Annotated in this window: 19 protein-coding genes; 14 read left to right on the top strand and 5 right to left on the bottom strand. The window is 35.6% G+C overall.

The features are described 5' to 3' along the window. Positions 1-58 precede the first annotated feature (58 nt). From ACIPKN_RS10545 to ACIPKN_RS10490, 12 genes are all read left to right on the top strand, one after another. Positions 59-382, top strand: a complete 324-nt coding sequence (locus ACIPKN_RS10545; protein WP_142507911.1) for a PadR family transcriptional regulator — start codon at positions 59-61, stop codon at positions 380-382. Then, positions 375-911 (top strand): DUF2812 domain-containing protein, encoded by a 537-nt coding sequence (locus tag ACIPKN_RS10540; RefSeq protein ID WP_400935798.1) that lies wholly within the window; start codon positions 375-377, stop codon positions 909-911. The genes ACIPKN_RS10545 and ACIPKN_RS10540 overlap by 8 nt, the downstream gene beginning before the upstream one ends. Before the next feature lie 196 nt (positions 912-1,107). Then, on the top strand, positions 1,108-1,638 hold the full coding sequence (locus ACIPKN_RS10535; protein ID WP_400935796.1) for a DUF2812 domain-containing protein: 531 nt from the start codon (positions 1,108-1,110) through the stop codon (positions 1,636-1,638). An 11-nt stretch (positions 1,639-1,649) separates the two neighbouring features. Then, positions 1,650-2,555, top strand: coding sequence for an ABC transporter ATP-binding protein (locus tag ACIPKN_RS10530; protein ID WP_400935794.1), 906 nt, complete (start codon positions 1,650-1,652; stop codon positions 2,553-2,555). Further along, on the top strand, positions 2,542-3,783 hold the full coding sequence (locus tag ACIPKN_RS10525) for an ABC transporter permease (protein ID WP_400935792.1): 1,242 nt from the start codon (positions 2,542-2,544) through the stop codon (positions 3,781-3,783). The genes ACIPKN_RS10530 and ACIPKN_RS10525 overlap by 14 nt, the downstream gene beginning before the upstream one ends. A 501-nt stretch (positions 3,784-4,284) precedes the next feature. After that, positions 4,285-5,457: a toxic anion resistance protein gene (locus ACIPKN_RS10520; protein WP_142507907.1), complete on the top strand. Its 1,173-nt coding sequence runs from the start codon at positions 4,285-4,287 to the stop codon at positions 5,455-5,457. Positions 5,458-5,634: 177 nt separating this feature from the next. Next, complete coding sequence (locus tag ACIPKN_RS10515; protein ID WP_255505026.1) at positions 5,635-6,159, top strand: hypothetical protein; 525 nt, start codon at positions 5,635-5,637, stop codon at positions 6,157-6,159. A gap of 132 nt (positions 6,160-6,291) precedes the next feature. Further along, a complete protein-coding gene (gene rarD, locus ACIPKN_RS10510) occupies positions 6,292-7,197 on the top strand; it encodes an EamA family transporter RarD (protein WP_142507905.1) in 906 nt (301 codons plus the stop codon). A gap of 117 nt (positions 7,198-7,314) precedes the next feature. Further along, positions 7,315-8,529 carry an ISL3 family transposase gene (locus ACIPKN_RS10505; protein ID WP_400935789.1) on the top strand — a complete coding sequence of 405 codons (1,215 nt, stop codon included), beginning with the start codon at positions 7,315-7,317 and terminating at the stop codon, positions 8,527-8,529. 213 nt (positions 8,530-8,742) lie between these two features. Continuing rightward, a complete protein-coding gene (locus tag ACIPKN_RS10500; RefSeq protein ID WP_400935787.1) occupies positions 8,743-8,910 on the top strand; it encodes a hypothetical protein in 168 nt (55 codons plus the stop codon). A gap of 151 nt (positions 8,911-9,061) precedes the next feature. Further along, complete coding sequence (locus tag ACIPKN_RS10495) at positions 9,062-9,319, top strand: hypothetical protein (RefSeq protein WP_400935785.1); 258 nt, start codon at positions 9,062-9,064, stop codon at positions 9,317-9,319. A gap of 845 nt (positions 9,320-10,164) precedes the next feature. Further along, entirely contained in the window at positions 10,165-12,069 is a 1,905-nt protein-coding gene (locus ACIPKN_RS10490) for an endonuclease MutS2 (RefSeq protein WP_400935783.1), read from the top strand. 49 nt (positions 12,070-12,118) lie between these two features. Here the strand turns inward: ACIPKN_RS10490 and ACIPKN_RS10485 are convergent, their stop codons facing one another. After that, positions 12,119-13,372 (bottom strand): helix-turn-helix domain-containing protein, encoded by a 1,254-nt coding sequence (locus tag ACIPKN_RS10485; RefSeq protein WP_400935781.1) that lies wholly within the window; start codon positions 13,370-13,372, stop codon positions 12,119-12,121. A gap of 137 nt (positions 13,373-13,509) precedes the next feature. Between ACIPKN_RS10485 and ACIPKN_RS10480 the strand changes: the two genes are divergently transcribed. Further along, complete coding sequence (locus ACIPKN_RS10480; RefSeq protein WP_400935779.1) at positions 13,510-14,799, top strand: MFS transporter; 1,290 nt, start codon at positions 13,510-13,512, stop codon at positions 14,797-14,799. 142 nt (positions 14,800-14,941) lie between these two features. On the opposite strand, the gene ACIPKN_RS10475 is transcribed toward ACIPKN_RS10480, so the two are convergent. The 4 genes from ACIPKN_RS10475 to ACIPKN_RS10460 form a co-directional block, all read right to left on the bottom strand. Beyond that, positions 14,942-15,658 (bottom strand): LutC/YkgG family protein, encoded by a 717-nt coding sequence (locus ACIPKN_RS10475; RefSeq protein WP_400935777.1) that lies wholly within the window; start codon positions 15,656-15,658, stop codon positions 14,942-14,944. Then, entirely contained in the window at positions 15,658-17,085 is a 1,428-nt protein-coding gene (locus ACIPKN_RS10470; protein WP_400935775.1) for a LutB/LldF family L-lactate oxidation iron-sulfur protein, read from the bottom strand. The genes ACIPKN_RS10475 and ACIPKN_RS10470 overlap by 1 nt, the downstream gene beginning before the upstream one ends. A gap of 15 nt (positions 17,086-17,100) precedes the next feature. Beyond that, positions 17,101-17,817, bottom strand: a complete 717-nt coding sequence (locus tag ACIPKN_RS10465) for a (Fe-S)-binding protein (RefSeq protein WP_400935773.1) — start codon at positions 17,815-17,817, stop codon at positions 17,101-17,103. A gap of 310 nt (positions 17,818-18,127) precedes the next feature. Beyond that, positions 18,128-18,856, bottom strand: coding sequence for a FadR/GntR family transcriptional regulator (locus ACIPKN_RS10460; RefSeq protein WP_400935771.1), 729 nt, complete (start codon positions 18,854-18,856; stop codon positions 18,128-18,130). 439 nt (positions 18,857-19,295) lie between these two features. On the opposite strand from ACIPKN_RS10460, the gene ACIPKN_RS10455 reads away from it, so the two are divergent. After that, positions 19,296-20,006, top strand: coding sequence for a cytochrome c biogenesis CcdA family protein (locus tag ACIPKN_RS10455; protein WP_400935769.1), 711 nt, complete (start codon positions 19,296-19,298; stop codon positions 20,004-20,006). The last annotated feature ends 2 nt before the right edge of the window (positions 20,007-20,008 follow it).

The following is a 20,008-nucleotide window of genomic DNA, read 5'->3' as shown; positions in this document are numbered from 1 at the left end:
ATTTTAATTATATCAGCTGACGATATATTGTTGGACGATATAAAAAAGGGGGGGTTGTATGACGCAAGAACATCCGCCATTAACAGAAGGCGTTTATTATATTTTATTAGCTTTATTTGATGCAAGACATGGTTACGGCATCATGCAATTGGTAGAGGAAATGAGTGATGGTCGTGTTCGGCTTGGAGCGGGGACGATTTATGGAGCTATCAAAACTTTACTCGAGCGAGGATGGATTGAGGCGCTAGAAGGTGATGGACGAAAAAAGGAGTACATCATTACAGAGAGTGGAAAAAAAGTCGTTGAATACGAAATTTTGAGATTAAGGGAACTTTTTGACAACGGCATCCGTATAACGAAGGAGGATGGAACAAATGGATAAATATCGATTGGCCGTTAACCCGTATGATATTGAGAAATGGGTTAACGATATGGCAAGCCAAGGTTGGCATTTAAAAAAGTTCGCTTGGATACGTTTTTCATTCGAACGTGGAGAACCAGGTAGCTATATTTATCGGCATGATGAATTAGAGCGATATGGTGCCTCATATGAAGACGAATACTTTGAATTTCTGAGGTCCTCAGGAATTGAACAGGTAGATCGTTCTGGCAATCTCGTCTTCTTTAGGAAACTAGCAAATGATGGACCTTTTGAACTTTACTCTGATAAGAAAAATAAAATTAATAAGCTGTCCCAAAGAATTTCCGTGCTACTATCGCTTATCCTTCTTAATTTGGCTATAGGACTAATTGGTCTGAGTGGGATTTTTTCAACACACGCAATAGACTGGATGAAATTATCAATGAATATCACTAATATTCTTGTAGTCGTGTTTTTTTCTATTCCATTATTAAAACTTGTTCGTGTGCGCAATAAATTGAAGAAGGATTTGGATTTGTTTACAGATTAATATAGTAGGAGACTGTTCAATTTTGCATTAATGCCAATTAGAAAGCTACATAAGTATGGGATTTCGTATTTGCCTCATAATTATTTTCTGGGAAATCAGAAAAAACAATCAATAGTTATAAAACTATTATCAAGGCGCATATTTAACCAGGGGTTCGCATCAGTTTTATACGATTAAAGATTGGAGGTGGGACTTTATGAAAAAAAGAGTGTATCGTTTTTTTCTTGATTATGAAAAGGAAGAAGCATGGGTAAATGATATGGCGGAACAAGGTTGGCATCTAAAGCGTACAACGGTGGGATACTTTAATTTTGAAAAAGGGGAACCTGGTCAATATATTTATCGCAATGAACTAGTCAAAGGCAAAAACCAGGAATACTATGACTTTTTAGACACGATGAATATTGAGTTTGTTTCAAAATTTGGAGTATGGGCTTATTACCGTAAAAAGAAATCAGAAGGTCCATTTGAATTATTTTCAGATAGTTCTTCGAAAATAAAGTATTTAAAATCAATAAGCCGTCTTTTTATATCCGTAGCATTTCTTAATTTATTAATTGGATTTATCAATCTTTATATTGGACTTGGTGAATCAACGGAAAGATTCGTAAATACGGGATTATCATTCTTGAATTTTGTAGTCGTAATAATTATGTGTATGCAAATTTTGAAGGTTGAAAGACGTAAAAAAGGACTACAACAGGAATTACATATATTTGAAGCGTAGGAGGGAAAAGGATGACATTACAATTAGAACATGTCACGAAGAAATACAAAGACTTCACAGCAGTCGACAACTTAAATTTCACCATTGAAAAAGGGGAGATTTTTGGGCTGATTGGACAAAACGGAGCCGGTAAAACAACGACGTTCCGAATGATTCTAGATTTACAGGAGACGACGGCGGGTACGATTACGTGGGATGGCAAACCTGTTAATGCCATCAACCGTGATGTACTTGGCTATTTACCAGAGGAACGAGGCATTTTTCCGACGATGAAGGTAGAGGATCAGCTTTACTTTTTTGGCGAGCTACGTGGCATGAAGAAGTCGGTGTTAAAGAAGGAGATTGATTATTGGATTAACCGATTTGAGCTCGAAGAAAGACGCAAAGATAAGGCTGAAACTTTGTCAAAAGGGAACCAGCAAAAAGTACAACTGATTGCTAGCTTTATTCATAAACCGCAGTTCTTAATACTAGACGAACCATTCAGTGGACTTGATCCTGTGAATAAAGATTTACTGAAAGATGCAATATTGCATTTAAAAGAACAGGGCACAACGATTTTGTTCTCTAGTCACCAGATGGATAATGTAGAGGAGCTATGCGATCATCTTTGTCTATTAAAACGAGGAGTCTCTCTGTTTTCAGGCAGTCTACTAGATTTAAAGAAACAATACGGAAAAACTAGATTGGCAGTACGTACAGAATGGTCGACAACTCAATTGTTGACGCTTGAGGGAGTCAAAGATGTTCGAGTAGAGAAAGAGCAAACTGTGCTCACTCTAGAGGATGAGAGCTATGCACAAAGCATTTTCGAGAAGCTTTCCAATGGTAAATATATAGAAAAATTCAGCTTAGATTATTTATCGTTAGATGAGATCTTTAAAGATAAGGTAGGTGGCAACGTTGTCGAAGTTTAATTTATTAATGAAACAGCTTTACACATCAAAAATAAAATCAAAATCCTTTGTTGTAATGACATGCATTTATATACTTGGGATGTCTGTTGCAGTTTTTTGGTCAGATATTAAAGAACTTTTTACGGGTGATGATCAAGCGCAACAAATTGCAATCGTCAATGAAACGACAGCTGATTTAAGTGGTCTCTTTGTATCGAATGGCGATATGGAATTTATACAAAATGAATCGAATATAACGGAACTAGAGAAAAAGGTCAAAGACGAAAAGCTAGATGCAATCGTTAAAATAACAGATCAAGATGGACAGCTACATGCTGAAATTGCCACTTTCACTCCATTGAAATTAAATGATCAAGGGGCGATAAATTCGATTCTTCAACTTGCTGGTCAAAATTATGCTGTACAACAGTTATCATTAACGCCAGACCAAGCAGCTCAAATTATGGATGCCAAAACGATTATTACTGATAAAAACTTAAATACAGAGTCTACAGGTGGTAAAAGCGAAGAAGAAAAACAATCAGGACAATTTGTATCTTATGCAGTTGGTATTTTAATTTATTTCTTTATATCTACATTCCTATCTATGATTACAACGGAAATTGCGACTGAAAAAGGTTCACGTGCAATGGAAATGCTACTAGTAAGTGTAAAACCAGCTACCCATTTTAAAGCAAAAATTGCTGGTGTACTATTACTCGCATTAACACAGATGAGTATGATTATAGTTGTCTTCCTAATCTATGCGAAATTTGCGAAGAACGGTGTTATTTGGGATATGGCAGCTAGTATCGTTAGTGAATTATCGATTGGTTATGTGATATATGCCGTGCTATTCTTACTATTAACAATTATTCTTTATTTAATTGTAGGCGCATTATTCGGTTCTTTAGTGTCTAAAGTTGAAGAAGCAGGTCAAGTATTAATGCCAGCCATGATGATTACATTAATTGGTTTCTATGTTATGTTATCGGGAATGGGGAATCCGGATACTCTTATCATTAAGATATTCTCTTATATTCCATTTACATCAGGAATGATTATGCCGATGCGTATCGGGGCTACTGATATTGGCGTAATGGTACCACTTCTATCGTTAGGTATTTTAATAGCGACAATTATTGTTGCTTATTTATTCAGTATTTCATTCTATAAACGCAGCGTGCTAACATATAGTTCAGGTGGCGTTATTAAGAAAATTAAAACTGTCCTAAAAGTGACTACATGATGATGAAAGCAGCTACATTAAGTAGCTGCTTTTTTCATCGTTATGGCGCACAATCAGAGCAGGAATCAACCCTAGGTCATGGGGATAAAGCCGAAATATACTAGTGTTAGAAAACTATGTAAAGTATTTCGTGGATAAAGTCGAATTTCCAAATGAAACAAGCTATAATTTATAGAATAGGGTGAAGTTTTGTTATTCAAGAATGATTGAAGCATTAAAAAAATCACCTAGTCAACGCCTAGCAACACAAGAGGAGAGAGAACAGTTCTTTGTGAAACTTGAGCAGCAGCTACCTATGCGTGATGAGTTGGGCAAAAATCTTAAATAATCGTGAGCAATTAAAGCTTTTTGTCAATAGTTCTAATATATCTCATTAGCTTTCAACTAGAGCATCATGAGGGTTCAGTGACTCTTGTTTTGTAAAACTTGACTAAAATGAAACTTTTTCAGCTTGGAATCGTATGTAAATAAAAGAGATAAATCGCAGGGGGTAAAATTTTTATGTCTGAATTCGACAACGACCTATTAAAATCAAAGGATCCATTTGCATCAGAAAATCCATTACTACAGCCTAATCCATTATTGCAGGTAGAGCAAGAGCCAAAAAAACCAGTACTTGTTTCTGAGCAAGAGCTATCACAAATTGCTCAAAATCAACTTGCTTTAAAGCAAGATCCTGAGGTTCATGCATTAGCACAAAAAATTGATGTGAAAGACCAAATTGCTATGCTAGAGCTTGGAAAAGAAACTGCGAATGGTATTTCTACTTTTTCAGATAAAATGCTAGCAACGATGAAAACAAGCAAGCTTGAGGAATCAAGTGTATTATTAAATAATTTAAATAGAATTATGGATAAATTTGATCCCCAAGATTTTGCGGAGGATAAAAAAGGTGGCTTCCTTACTAAGCTGTTTAGTAAAGGAAAGGAACAATTAGAAAAGTTTCTATCCAAATATGACAGCATGAACAAGGAAGTGGATGTCATTTTCCGCGAGGTTCAAAAATACGAAGGTGAAATGAAACGTAATACCATTGATCTTGAAAATTTATATGATCAAAACTTAAATTACTTCCAAACTTTAAGTAAATTTATTGCGGCAATTGAAGTGAAAACAGATGAAGTACGTTCATCCTTACCAGCACTTGAACAAAAATCACAAACTGGTGATCAGTTAGCGGCAATGGAATATGAAACGATGGTACGTGCCGTTGATTTACTAGAACAACGTCGTTATGATTTAGAAATGGCGCAACAAGTTTCATTCCAATCTGCTCCACAAATTCGATTAATGCAGCAAGGGAATAACCATTTAATTGCTAAAATTAACTCTGCGTTTGTGACGACAATTCCTATATTTAAGCAAGGACTTATCCATGCGGTGACGTTAAAACGCCAAAAGCTTATTTCAGATTCAATGAGTGAATTAGACCGTCGTACGAATGAAATGCTTGTACGAAATGCAGAAAATATTAGTAAAAATAGTGTTAATATCGCGCGTGCGGCTGGTAGCCCAAGCATTAAAATCGAAACAATTGAAACGACATGGCAAACAATTATGTCTGGTATTCAAGAAACGAAGCAAATTCAAGCAGAAACAGCAAGAAATCGAGAGGAAGGCCGTAAACGTATTGAACGTCTGCAGCTTGAATATGAAAAACTGAAAAAAATGTAATCGTAAAGCTTCTTGCATATTACCTTGCAAGAAGCTTTTTTTGACAAAATAGAAATTCCTCATTATGATAAGATAAATGAGAATGATTATCAAAGAAGAAGGAAGAGGAAATATGCTAAACAATGCAATTCGATTACATAAAATAATCAATCATGGGGTTAAAAGAGGATGAGCAAAATGAATCCTACTTCATTATCATGTGAACGTTTAAAGGATGGAGCACTAGCAATCAATACGACAGAAAACCTAATGCTCGTGTTAAAAAGTCGCTACCATGAATTAATGCATATAGAAGAGCTGTACAATGCCATGAATATAGATTTAGATGAAAAGCACACTATTTTAGAGCAAGAGAGAAAAGTATTAAAGAAGAAAAATATTGAGCTTGTGGAAGACATGCAAAAAATAAAGCAGCGAAACGCCGTCTTACAAAAAAAGCTAACAGAATATAATTGTGTCGTAAATGAGCTAAAGGAGATTCGCCGACAAAATACAGAGCTATTAATTGAATTAAGTAAATATACTGCTCTGTCAAAGGAATCCCTGTCAGGTCCATTAAAATCTATGATTCGCGATATGCGAGAGCAGGGAGTTGGTATTAAAGAAATCCACATTCGCATAAAACGACAAATTAATCCTGATATTAGCTATAGTACGGTGCGCAAATATATTTCTGAGCTTGAATCTGAAATGAAAGAGTAACTTTGTTAATGTCAATTTATTAAAACTTGGCATTTACAGTTCCCAATCAAAGTCCTATAATTAGTCTATTCTTTAAAAGGTAATATTACGAAATGCCGTATAGATTTATATGGAGTAGGAGTGTTAGAGGCAATGTCAAATGAGAAAAAAGGGGTTTTGGCTGCATTTTTAGCCTATGCTTTTTGGGGTGCATTTCCGCTTTATTGGAAATTGCTTGAGCATGTCCCGAGTATGGAAATTTTATTATCGCGTGTCATTTGGTCCTTTGTCTTTACAGTACTAGCAGTAATAGTATTTGGAATGCGCAAAGATCTTATCGCAGACTTAAAATATTTGTGGTCACACCAAAAGCATTTTTGGCAGCTTGCAGGAGCTTCATTTGTTATTTCAATGAACTGGTATTTATATATTTGGGCAGTTACCCATAACCACTTAATTGAAACGAGCTTAGGCTATTATATTAATCCTTTACTGTCAGTTATTTTTGGGGTTATTTTCTTTAAAGAAGCACTTAGTCGTGCGCAATGGGCAGCTACCGGAATTGCCTTTATCGCAGTAATTATTTTAACGATTAATTATGGGTCAATCCCATGGGTAGCACTTCTTATTGCTTTATCCTTCGCCATTTACGGTGTACTGAAAAAGAAAATTAAGCTTGATGCGACAAGAGGTCTAGCCATCGAAACGTTATTTATTTTACCGTTTGCTTTAGGCTACTATATTTACCTTTTTACAACGAATCAAGCCTCATTTTTACATGTTGATGTGAAAACAGACATCCTCATGATTGTCAGTGGAATCGTGACAGCAGTGCCATTAATTTTATTTGCAAAAAGTGCACAAAATATTCCACTGTATTTATTAGGCTTTATTCAATACATATCGCCAACAATAGTATTAATTTTAGGAATTGTGCTTTATAAAGAACCGTTTAGTCAAATAGAGCTATTAGCATTTAGCATTATTTGGGCAGCGTTACTATTATTTTCAGGCTCGAAAATCATTGAAACGAGAAGGGCTCATCAGAAATCTGCTTAAAAAAGGGTTCTATAATATTTGTTGGGGTAATCACACAATTTTATGCATAAAAAAGCACAGTATCACCATTTCTTATATACTTGAATTGTCGAGAAACAAGTAATAGAAAGGTGAACTGTGCATATGAATTTTAACACGAATATTCCGGGATTAAAAGATGTAGAGATTACGAAAGTAGAAGAAGTAGGCGATCGAATCGCATTGTATGTACAATTGCCTAAATGTACGCAACAATGTCCAGTTTGTAAAAAAGAAACTTCGAAGGTTCACGATTATCGTATACAAAAGATCAATCATTTAAAGTGGTTTGAACGTTTAACTATTCTTTTCTATAAACGTCGTCGTTATGTTTGTAAATGTGGAAAGCGTTTCTCCGAAAAATCCCCTTTCGTAGATAAATATCAACGGTATTCTAAGGAATGGAATCAAGTAGTAAATATACGTGCTATTAAAGCCAAAACATTTAAAGAAGCTGCAGAAGTACTAGGCACATCAACCACGACGGTCATTCGCCGTTTTAAAAAGGTAGCGAATAAACAATTAGTAGAGGGTGTACGTTTACCAAAAGTGATTGCGATTGATGAGTATAAAGGCGATACAGATGCAGGTACGTATCAGCTAATAATTGCGAATGCGGAAACGCGCGAACCGATCGATATTTTACCGAATCGTAAAAAAGAAACAATAAAAAATTACTTAAGTCAGCATGGAGCCGATGTTGAAATAGTGGTTATGGATATGAATCCAAGTTTTAAAGCAGCTGTTCGTCAAGCGCTAGGTCGACCTGTTATTGTGGCAGACCGCTTTCATTTTAGCCGTTATATTTATTGGGCAATGGATGAAGTGCGCCGACAAGTACAAAAAGAATGGGATAAATACAATCGCACAAAGTGTAAACGTATGCGTCATGTATTTTATAAACGTGCATCTAAATTATCACCGAAACAACAATGGTACTTACAGCGCTATACAGAAATGTCTGAAACATTGAAAGTAGCTCATGAATTAAAGGAAGCCTATTGTGAATGGTTTGATTGGGCAAAGACAAAGAATGATGTCGTAGAAGTGAAAAAGCGATTACTAGCTTTTTACCGTAAGGTAGAAGAGGCAAAATTACCAGCTTTCTTAAAAGCAATTCAAACATTGAAAAACTGGCAAGTAGAAATTTTAAATAGCTTTAGTTTTGGTTATTCCAATGGCTTCTTAGAAGGCATTAATAATAAAACAAAAGTGATGAAACGGAATGCATATGGCTTTCGACGCTTCGATCACTTTCGAGCAAAAATCTTATTAAATTTAAAGTATAAAGAAATCGGAGTTCATCTGGGTTAAGGTGCTGAAAGAGTACAGCACCCCAACATTTGACTTAGAACCTAAAAAAGGACTTGTAGAAATTTTCTACAGGTCCTTTTTTCATGGATTAATATATTTTGGGGATTTTAAGAGGATCCTGCCAAACATTGCCATATAACGATGAAATATTTGTATGGTAATATATTTTTGGTATTTTAAACTAGGAAATCATACAAATAAAGGGAGATTAAAATGAATCACCCATATAAAAAGTATGAAACCACAGAATTATGGCACATTATTTCCGAAGCTATAGGAGAACTAGTAGCTAATCAAGATATAGAAGAAATGACAAGTAGAGAATATATAGTTGGTTATCTTTGTGCAAAACTAAATAAAGATGGCGCACAGAACGGATAGTTATATAGAAAAGAAATATTCAATGACGGCTTTAGTTATATTGCTGGGAAAGATACAGGGGGTATTCTAAATAAAAAATTTACCAAAAGATAAAGCATCAAGAGCGTATAATCGCATTGTCAAAAAAGCTAATCTATATGATGTTTTTTTTATGAAAAATAAAGCGATTAATATTATGACGAAGGCTTTGAAACTACCATTTACTCCTAGGGAAATATCAAGTGCCTATATTTATATTGGGCTATTATACTCAGAATTAAAAATGTATAAAGAGGCTTCCCATAATTTTCATAAAGGAATGACTATCGTAGAGTGTGAAGAATTTCAATACAGCCCTCATTTTAAAAAAATAATAAAAGTTTTTATTAAGAATGGTGACTTGGAAAAAAGCAACTTTCTGGCTAGATAATTTAAATAATAGAATATGGTACGATAAAAAATTTAAAAAATTAGGTCATATTAGTTCTTATGTAAAGAAGGAAAAAATTTTTTGTATTAAAAGTAGAGCGGTAAAAAAGCTTAGGTAGGATAGTAGTACATAAAGATGAAGGCTTTGGTCAAGTGGGTCTATTATGGAGCACTTTGGTTAGATAAATTAGCTTATTAGGTTACTAAAATAATAATTTACCTATTGCTTGGAACAGTTTGCTTAATTGTTGGTTTGTCCATTTATAGTTAATCAGATTTCTTTTATTGTTAGACAAAAATATGCAACTTTACTTTTTTGTCAACATATAGTAATATAACGTCAATCAATTAGATAACAATGATGAATATTATAAATTAATGAGAGGTGCTTTTGATGAGTGCGGTAGGTTCTAAATAGGAACAACTTAATGAAATAAATGTAATGACGACAGGGGATTTATGTCATAAAAGTGACCCCTTATTTAGTCATGGATTTATTTCGATACCTATGAAGATACCTACAATACTTTATAAAGCGTGTAATGCTCTAAAAATACTTCTTTTAATAGCGGTTAGAGGAACTCCGTATAAAAACGCTGCGGCCTGTGGCAACGAAGGAGTGACCAACATCGTGTTTGGCCTAAAGCCTCCAAACGCAATTATGCCGAGGCATAATTGATTGAAGTTTTTTTCGCGATGCTTGTTTACACATGCCTTGTAATGTAAAAGCTGTGGGATCCCCACAGCTTTTTTCTCTTTTTTAATTGAATAAAAAATCATTGCTATCTATTGAGTAGGTATCTTCATGAATGATTATGGAAAAATCATAGTGAGGAGACATTAACAATGAATCATACTACTTTTGAGAAGTTACAATACAATGAATTGAAGGAAATCGTTAAATCATACTGTGTCAGTGGATTAGGTAAACAGTTATTAGATAAATTAACGCCGAGCCCAATTTTGACAGTTGTAAAAAATCGATTGAATGAAACGACAGAGGCACGAGCCATTTTAGATGCAGAAGGTCATGTCCCGTTTTTAGGGGTAACGAATATTGACAATACTATCAAAAAGCTTGAAAAGGGGATTATTTTAGACCCTAGTGAATTGGTTAGCATCTCAGATTTTTTAAGAGGGTGCAGAAAAATTAAAAAATTTATGCTGGAAAAGGAATTTTTTGCGCCAGTACTTGCATCCTATGCTAATTCGATGGCTGAATTTAAAAGTGTGGAAGAGGAGATTAATTTTGCGATTAAAGCCAATCGTGTTGATTCAGCTGCTAGTAGAGAATTAAAGCGTATCCGCAATCATATCGAGACAACAGAGGAAAAAATTAAAGACCGACTAACTAAATTTTTAAATAATAGTGCTAATAAAACATATATCCAGGAATTTTTTATCAGTAAAAAGGATGATCGATACACGATTCCCATTAAGGCTTCCTATAAAAATCATGTGCAAGGAACAATTGTAGAAATTTCATCTAAAGGTGCAACGGTCTTTATGGAGCCTAGTATAGTAGCAAAATTAAATGTGGAATTGGCTACTTTGAAAGCAGAGGAAGCGGTGGAGGAATATCAGATTTTGGCGACTTTATCTGGGCTCCTGATGGAAAATATTCGTGAAATCAATATCAACATGGAGTTAATTAGCCAATATGATATGGTGTTTGCCAAAGCCAAGTTTAGCAAGCACATTGGAGGAGCTGAACCGAGCTTAAATGATGTTGGCTATATTAAGCTCGTTAATTGTAAGCATCCATTGTTAACAGGTAAGGCGGTGCCACTTCATTTTGAAATTGGTAAAGACTATCGCAGCTTGATCATTACAGGACCGAATGCAGGTGGTAAAACCGTTGTTCTCAAAACGATTGGCTTGTTAACATTGGCTACAATGTCAGGCTTCCATATTGTTGCAGATAAAGGTACTGAAATAGCTGTGTTTGATCACATTTTTGTAGACATTGGTGACAATCAAAGTATTGAAAATGCACTTAGTACGTTTTCTTCCCATATGAAAAATCTTTCGGATATTATGAGAGCATCCAATAATAATACTCTATTGTTATTTGATGAAATAGGGAGTGGGACGGAACCAAATGAAGGAGCAGCATTGGCGATTTCGATTTTAGAGGAGTTCTATCATATGGGCTGCATGACAGTAGCAACTACCCATTATGGAGAAATTAAGCGTTTCTCTGAAATGCATAGTGATTTTATGAATGCGGCTATGCGTTTTAATAGTGAAACTTTAGAACCGTTATATCAATTAGTCATCGGAACATCTGGAGAAAGTAATGCGCTATGGATTTCTAAGAAAATGAATATACGTGAAACCGTATTACAAAGAGCGAAGAGCTATATTGACAATAAGGATTATCATCTAAAACAAGTAAATGACAGTAAAATCAGGAAGCCTAAGATTGAGCAAGAGAGAACCAAAGCAAAGTATGATTTTAAAAAGGGAGATCGTGTAAAGCTGTTAGATCATGCTGACGTTGGAATCGTTTATCAAGAAATGGATAATTTCTATAATGTTGTCGTGTTCTATGAGGGAGAATTCGTAAAGATAAATGTTAAACGACTGGTATTAGAGCTACCGGCAACAGAATTATACCCAGAAGGATATGATTTAGAGACATTGTTTGTAGATTATAAAGAACGCAAGCTTCAGCATGATATAGAGCGTGGTTCGAAAAAAGCTCTTCGCAACATTCAGAAGGAAATGAAGAAAGATAAATCGAGCTAAAAGTCAAAAAGGGATTGCCATAAATTTTAAAATGTGCAATCCCTTTTATTTATTGAACCGAATTAATTTGTGCTTTAATTGAATAATAAGTTTCTTCGATTTTTTGTTTATAGGGTAGATCAATTAAATCCTGAGAATCGATATAGGCCATTTTGGCGATTTCGTAGGCAGTTGTTAACTCACCGAAATGTGCATAGCAAAGTGCTTTATAGGAAAAGGACTCATTTAAGCCTAATATATCAAATGGATGTTGGATGAATGAAGGGAGCTTTGTAAAATGTTCAAAAGCTTCCTTTGCTTCTTCATAACGACCTAGTAAATATAAGGATTTCCCCTTTTCAGAATAATATAGGTTTTCATCAAATTTAACCGATCCCAAATCCATAAGTGGACGAAAGCGCTCTATTTCTTCTAGTGCCTTTTCATAATCATGAGTGAAATTGTTATAGTAATGTGCTCGTAATGTGAAAATAAAAGCATCTACATCCACTTGTTCCGCAAAAACTCGATACTGTTCTAGCTTCTTGATCAAATGTTCTGCATGCTCAAAATCATTGTCAATCATGGCACAAAACGCTGCAATACGGTACATATCATCAATATAAGAGTAAAATTGATTTTTATGTGCATTGGCAATTGTCTCTTTAACGAGTTGTTTACCTGCTTCATGTTCCCCTATTGCTAATTGAAAAACACTAATAAAATAAGCCATTTTTCCAGCATCTCGTGAATCTAATTGATAATTTTCTTGTTCAGCTTCTTCTTTAGCTTGTAAGATACAGGAATAAGCCATTTTATAGTTTCGATCTTCCGTGAATATCGCGGACTGTAATCTATAAGTTTCAAACCAATGACTTAGTAAATTAATTTCTTTAAACATAAAGCGTGCTTGTTGAAGCGGTGATTCCCATGTCGTTAATCCCGCTTGATATTGAGCTACTGCATATATATAAAGTAAACGACCAGCTTCATAGCTAAGAGGAAGCTCTTCTACATAAGGCTTAATCATCTCTTTGATTTGTTGCAAATTTTCTGTATTATTACCTAGCTCTACTTCTGCATATAATATTTCCACCTGTTCTAAAAGGTGACGTATCGTAGAAGGGGCTATTTCTTCAAGTAATTCACTTGCTTTTACATGTAAACGCTCTGCAATATATTCTAGACTTTCCATCGAAGGCTTGGCCTTATCATTTTCAATTTGACTTAACATACCTTTTGTTAGACGATCACCAGCAAGTGCCTCTAATGTTAATTTTCGTTCCTTCCTTAATTTGCGAATTCGTGTGCCTAAAGAGTCCACTGCCTCGCCTCCTTTTAAAATATGTCCTTTGTTTAATTATATTAAACTTTTTGTTGCGTGGGAAGAGGGAGGTGTGTTATATTTTGTTTAATTAAATTAAACTTTTTAAAATAATTAAAAATATGGAGGGGTTTTAGATGAATGAAGCGCAAAAGTATAAAAAGGCGACGTACCATTTATGGACATTCACAACCAGTAAAATGATCTCGTTGTTAGGGTCACATGTATTGTCATTTGGGATAGGTTTATATATTTTGGCACTGACAGGGTCAGCGATGAGTTTTGCTACTACTATGATATGTTCCATTTTGCCTCGTGCATTAGTCGCGCCTCTGGCAGGGTATGTAGCTGATAATTATTCAAAGAAACGCACGATTTTATTAGCACAAGCAGGTACGATATTGACCGTTTCAGGGCTACTACTCTATACAGAAATGGTCGGTTTGTCGGTTTATGCTATTTATATAGCAACTGTATTTAATACAATATGCTCAGCCTTTTCAGGTGTAACATTTTCTTCCTCAATCGCTACACTAGTAAATCCAGAACGCCTACAGAAAGCAATGTCATTCAATCAAATGTCAGTGTCATTAGCAGCAATTGGTGGGCCAGTAATCGGTGGAATGATGTATGGATTTTTCTCTATGAAAGCCTTTTTGCTTGTACATATGGTGGCCTATGTAATTGCTTTTTGCTTAGAAGCGACAATGAATTTTACTCTCTATAGTACAAGAGAACCTACTGTAGAAAAGGAAAAGATATGGGCTGGGCTTGCTAGTGGCTTTCGTTATATTAAGCAACAAAAAGTTGTTAAAACAATCATGTGGATTTCATTATGGATTAATTTGTTTTTCTCTGCCATCGTTGTAGGGGGGACCTATATTATTATTGAATTACTAAAAGTAAAATCAACGCATTTTGGTTTTATAGAGGCTTCGGGTGCAGTTGGTATGCTTGTAGCTTCCCTCGTTTTCGCAACACGTAAAGAGGTTAAGGCGCCACTACGTTTTTCTAAAATTAGCTTATTGCTGTTGGCTAGTAGTTTAGGACTGGCGGTTGTTCCATTAATAACGAATTTATCCTATCTAGCTATAGTAATCTTTTATATTGTAATCTACTTTATTTTCGCTATTTTTGAGATGGGGATCAACATGCCAATTATGGTTTATATGCAAAAGTTAATTTCAGAAGAATATCGTGGACGCGTATTGGGATTAATGGAAACAATGGCGATGTCAATGATGCCGATTGGTATGATCGTATACGGCATCTTGTACGATACATTCCCAGCAACGGTTATTTTACTTATCACGAGTGTCATTATCGTGATGATATCACTAGTTATGCTACGAACATCTGTTTTAAAAGAAGCACATCCAGAGTTTTATGAACAAAAGAAGATAGTAACTGAAAGTGTAGCAAATTAATGTAACAGAGAAATGCGCAGTTTAATCGGTGATTAGTGAAAGTTTATTAGCGATTAACTATCCATCAACGAGATACTATTGCAACTGCAACAGATAAAACCAGGCATTTCTTCAATGTTGAAGTATGCCTGGTTGATCGGTTTTACTGATCTTCAATCACAATATAAGTGGCTTTAATTGGTCCATGTACACCAACGATCAGAATCATTTCGATATCCGCAGAATTACTTGGTCCTGTTATAAAGTTGATGCAAGAGGCAATTTGCTCGCCACGTCCGACTTTTTCATGAATAAAGCGGGCTGCTTGCGTCATGCGTGGAACAATAGTACTTTTAGGAATTAAAATAATAGACTTCTCTGGTAAAAAGCTAACGGATCTACCTTTATCCTTATCACTAAAAAGTACTGCAGTTCCCGATTCTGCTAATGTAATTTCACTTATCGTAATGCCAATGTTAGCTTTTTTAGCTTGTCGAATATTTTCCTGTGGCTGCTCAGAATTCCATTCGTACAGTTGAATCTTTTCTTGAGGCCATTGCTCAGTCATTAATGTTCCTAGGCCATAGTTTTGGAAACGCTCATCTTTCCATGTTATAACAGATTGACCTCCATAATTTTCAACTATTTTTTGTAAATCTGCAGGAAGATTAGCTGTATTTGTAATGACAATATCCGTATGAATATTTTTGCATTGTTCAACTAAAACCTCTAGTAACTCATCTTGTGTAGCATCATGTAGGACACGATCTTGAGGGTTATATTGCCATGTAGGCCGTACGATTTCTGTTTTTGGTGCACGTCCAAGCTGTCTTGCAATTTTCGTTAAAAATACATCTCTATTTTCAATTGTACCTGTCATTATTCATCGCCTCCTTTTTGTCGGTGTTTAAACCAGTCACGGAAATTATCTTTATTGGGGGCTGGAAAATCCCTTGCTTCCGTCCATGCTTTTAGTGGACCTGGGCCATTAGAAATTTTCTGATCTCTTGTAAATGGAGCCATCACTGGTGAAGCCATTTTTGTCGCCATTTTATATAGGGCAGGGGAGGAAGCACCTAGACCAAAGGCCTTCATTAATAACTTTTCCGATACAGGTGCCTTTCCTTCGTTTTCGACAATTACTTGACGATGTCTATGAATAAGCTGATGTAATGGTATTTTGACAGGACAAGCATCTGTGCAGGCACCGCATAATGTGGAGGCATATGGCAACTCTTTAAAATCCTCATAGCCACCTAATAATGGTGAAAGAACGACACCTACTGGCCCAGAATAAATAGATCCATAAGCATGACCGCCAACATGTCGATAAACAGGACATGCGTTAACACAAGCTGCACAGCGTATACATTGTAAAATAGGCTGGAATTCACTGCCTAAAATATCAGCACGTCCATTATCAACAATGACTAAATGGAATTCCTCTGGTCCATCTGTGTCACCTTCATCTTTGATTCCCGTTAATGTGGTAATATAGCTTGTTAGCTTTTGCCCAACCGCGCTTCTTGTTAATAAGCTTACTAGTACTTCCATCTCTTCAAATGTAGGCACAATTCTTTCCATTCCCATTACCGTAATTTGTGTTTTCGGCAAGGCTGTTACTAAATCTGCGTTTCCTTCATTTGTCACGAGTGTAATCGAGCCGCTCTCCGCAATAGCAAAGTTACAGCCTGTAATGCCAATGTCTGCTGTTAAATAATCATTTCTTAATTTTTCACGTACATATAGAGCTAGTTCTTCAGGCTTTTCGGTTTTCTCATAACCTTGTTTTTCTTTAAAAATGTCACGAATCTGTTCCTTATTTTTATGCAAAGCTGGAGCAATGATATGAGAGGGTGGCTCATGATCATCTACTTGTAAAATGTACTCTCCAAGATCAGTTTCAATGACCTCACACCCGAGCTTTTCTAAAGCGGCGTTTAAATCAATTTCCTCCGTCACCATAGATTTTGATTTTACAATTTTAGCAGCATTCTTCTTTTTCGCGATACTTTCAATATAGTTTGTCGCTTCTTTCGCTGTTTGCGCAAAGTAAACATGTCCACCTCTTTTAGAGACGTTTTCACTTAGCTGATATAAGTAATAATCTAAGTTCGCCAGCACATGCTTTCGAATTTCTTCGCCGTGAGAGCGCCATTCCTCCCAATGTCCGAGCTCATCAGCTTGTTGTAGCCGACGTGTTTGTAAGCGCTCCTGTGCGCTTGATACAGCTCCGCGCATAAACATATTTTCTAATTCTTTCGTTACACGATGATTAAAGCGTTCATCACTTGTTTTCATGGACATTTCTTTTACCCCCTCTTAGTGACAATTTAATACTTCCGCAATATGCATGACTTTAATAGGCTTACCTTGTCGATTAATTCGACCACCAATATTGATTAAGCAGCCAGCATCTGCACCGATTAAAATGTCTGCCCCCGTTTCTTCAACATTTTGTACTTTCTCATTGACCATTTCTCCAGAAATATTGCCCATTTTTACTGAAAATGTTCCGCCAAACCCACAGCATCTTTCTTTTCCTGGGAGTTCTACATACTGTAAGCCTTTTACTTGATTTAATAGTTTAAACGGTGCATCTGTAACACCGAGTAGACGTGTCATATGACAGGAGGTATGATAAGTAGCCTTGCCCTCTAAATGTGCTCCTACATCCTCGACCCTTAATATATCTACAATAAACTCAGTAAATTCATATGTTTTATCTGCCAATGCTTGCGCTTTTGGCTCCCAAACTGGATCTCCCTTAAACACCTTTGGGTATTCCTTAAACATATAAGCGCAGGAACCAGAAGGGGAGACAACAAATTGGGCATGTTCAAAGGTGGTAATCATTTTTTTCATAGCATTTTTAGAGTCTTTTACGTAGCCACTATTATAGGCAGGTTGTCCACAGCAAATTTGATTTTCAGGAAAATCTAGGTCACAGCCGAGCCTTTCTAGAACTTCCACAACAGCTTTTCCTACATCACCTTGAAACATATCAACTAAACAAGTCGCAAAAAGTGTTACTTTCATGAAAATCGCTCCTTTTTGTCTCTATTATTCACTAAATAACTAATCAACAGGTCATCTGATGACTTAGTGAATAAATATATTGTTTTTATAATACTACAACTGTTCAGATGAATAAAAGGTGTTTATTATTAATTTTCGAAAAATTCGAAGAAACTGGGACAAACTAAAATGGTTCCTTCGTAAGACCGAATAATCTCTAAATTAACAAAACACGATAACTAGAAAAACCGAACTATTCCGAAACACTTCATGGGCGTTTCATTGGATAGTTCGGTATTTTTGTTGGCTGAAACGCTTTTGTCTCATCTTCTTATTTCATAGATTTAGTTGTTTCAAAATATTGCATTAAGACCTTTTCCACATTACTTAAATGTGAAGCCATAGCATGTTTTGCAAGCTCTTCATTTTGCTGTTTAATCGCGAGGAAGATTTGCATATGTTCATCATACAGCTTTTCGCTCGTAATTTTTTTAGAGTACAACCAAATTCGACGTGTCTCTTTCATCGTTGCGATCATTAAAGCTGAAACCTGGTCCAATATAGTTGTAAGTAGGGGGTTTTGAGACGCTGCAGAAATGGCCGCGTGAAATTGAAAATCCACTTTTTCTCCTAGCTCTTCATCTCCTTGTACTCGTTTCATCTCATCCAAAATTTGCATCATTGACTGTATGTCTTCTTCTGTTCGATGAATAGCTGCGCTAGCTGCAGTGCCTACTTCGATAATTTTACGTACTTCTAACAAATGTGAGATATCTTGCTTATTTGTTAAAATGGCGGTTGATAAGGGGAAATCGAGTTGATTGGATTGATTACTTTTAACAAATGTACCTGAGCCTTGTTTAATTTCAATAAGCCCCATCGCTTTTAAAGCGGAAAGAGCTTCCCGAATGGCAGATCTGCTTACTTGTAATTGTTCAGCAAGTTGTTCTACTGAATCAAGTCGGTCACCAGGCTTCAGTTCGCCAGTTCTAATTTTTTCATAGAGGATTTCAGATACTTCTTCATATATTTTTTTTGGTTTAATTTTTCTTAATTCCAAGGACTACACCTCATTTATCGCTATCAATTGCTCTATTGTTTTTTAATTATACATGAAGAAAGTTAATTTACGAACTATTAACAGTAAATAAAAAAGGGTACTACAACTCTGCAAGCGGCAGGTAACGGCGGCTTTACAACAGCCCAGCAAAAGCTCTGTTGCTAGTGTCTTTTGATATGCTCAAAGAGACAAAATTTGAAGTGTAGAATTATGGCGAATTTTGTTGACAGATAATATAAGGGGAGCGCATAATGCAAAAGTACATTAGCAAATACACGTTGATTTAATAAGGTCTGAAAATTAAATTTGTATGATAATATGATGGAACTTCACTTTTTCAACACCTTTTTGCCATGAAACGTTCACAAACAGGAAGGGCGCAATTTACAGTGATTTTTGGTACGATGGAAACAGTAACTGTAAGGAGCGAGTGAAAAATATGGAAACTGATATTAACGTATTTTTAGCTTTAGGTGCAGGGTTTTTAAGCTTTATTTCACCATGTACCCTACCGCTGTATCCAGCATTTTTATCATACATAACAGGTATGTCGTTAGACGAGCTAAAATCGGAACGAGGTATGATGCAAAAGCGTGCAGTTTTGCATACCCTCTTCTTTTTACTAGGATTTTCAATTATCTTTATTATGATTGGACTAGGAACATCATTAGCCGCCAAGTTCTTCCTTAATTATCACACATTATTACGTCAGGTTGGTGCCATCTTAATCGTTGTATTTGGTTTAATGATTGTGGGATTACTACAAATTGACTTTTTAATGAAGGATCGAAAATTCCAATTTAAAAACCGACCTTCTGGTTATTTGGGATCAGTATTAATCGGAATAGCATTTGCGGCTGGTTGGACGCCTTGTACAGGTCCAATTTTAGCATCGATTATTACATTAGCTGGTGCAAATCCAAGCGCAGGCATTAGCTATATGTTAGCTTATTATTTAGGCTTTGCGATTCCGTTTTTCGTGTTATCTTTCTTTATAGCACGTATGACTTGGATTCGTACACATAGCCAAAAAATTGTGAAAATCGGCGGTTATATTATGATTGTCGTTGGTGTAATGTTATTCTTCGACGGTTTAACGTATTTAACACGCATTTTACAGCCTATTTTTGGTGGATTTACAGGCTTCTAATC

This window comes from Lysinibacillus sp. NPDC086135 (genome assembly GCF_044746345.1).
GTDB lineage: Bacteria > Bacillota > Bacilli > Bacillales_A > Planococcaceae > Lysinibacillus.
The sequence above is the reverse complement of the archived record's forward strand: the minus strand, read 5'-3'. Positions and strand labels throughout refer to the sequence as shown.

Bases quoted from the DNA above. Each gene is read 5' to 3' on its own strand.
- ACIPKN_RS10545 (WP_142507911.1), top strand. From the start codon at position 59: ATGACGCAAGAACATCCGCCATTAACAGAAGGCGTTTATTATATTTTA.
- ACIPKN_RS10540 (WP_400935798.1), top strand. From the start codon at position 375: ATGGATAAATATCGATTGGCCGTTAACCCGTATGATATTGAGAAATGG.
- ACIPKN_RS10535 (WP_400935796.1), top strand. From the start codon at position 1,108: ATGAAAAAAAGAGTGTATCGTTTTTTTCTTGATTATGAAAAGGAAGAA.
- ACIPKN_RS10530 (WP_400935794.1), top strand. From the start codon at position 1,650: ATGACATTACAATTAGAACATGTCACGAAGAAATACAAAGACTTCACA.
- ACIPKN_RS10520 (WP_142507907.1), top strand. From the start codon at position 4,285: ATGTCTGAATTCGACAACGACCTATTAAAATCAAAGGATCCATTTGCA.
- ACIPKN_RS10515 (WP_255505026.1), top strand. From the start codon at position 5,635: ATGAATCCTACTTCATTATCATGTGAACGTTTAAAGGATGGAGCACTA.
- rarD (WP_142507905.1), top strand. From the start codon at position 6,292: ATGTCAAATGAGAAAAAAGGGGTTTTGGCTGCATTTTTAGCCTATGCT.
- ACIPKN_RS10500 (WP_400935787.1), top strand. From the start codon at position 8,743: ATGAATCACCCATATAAAAAGTATGAAACCACAGAATTATGGCACATT.
- ACIPKN_RS10495 (WP_400935785.1), top strand. From the start codon at position 9,062: ATGAAAAATAAAGCGATTAATATTATGACGAAGGCTTTGAAACTACCA.
- ACIPKN_RS10490 (WP_400935783.1), top strand. From the start codon at position 10,165: ATGAATCATACTACTTTTGAGAAGTTACAATACAATGAATTGAAGGAA.
- ACIPKN_RS10480 (WP_400935779.1), top strand. From the start codon at position 13,510: ATGAATGAAGCGCAAAAGTATAAAAAGGCGACGTACCATTTATGGACA.
- ACIPKN_RS10475 (WP_400935777.1), bottom strand. From the start codon at position 15,658: ATGACAGGTACAATTGAAAATAGAGATGTATTTTTAACGAAAATTGCA.
- ACIPKN_RS10470 (WP_400935775.1), bottom strand. From the start codon at position 17,085: ATGTCCATGAAAACAAGTGATGAACGCTTTAATCATCGTGTAACGAAA.
- ACIPKN_RS10465 (WP_400935773.1), bottom strand. From the start codon at position 17,817: ATGAAAGTAACACTTTTTGCGACTTGTTTAGTTGATATGTTTCAAGGT.
- ACIPKN_RS10455 (WP_400935769.1), top strand. From the start codon at position 19,296: ATGGAAACTGATATTAACGTATTTTTAGCTTTAGGTGCAGGGTTTTTA.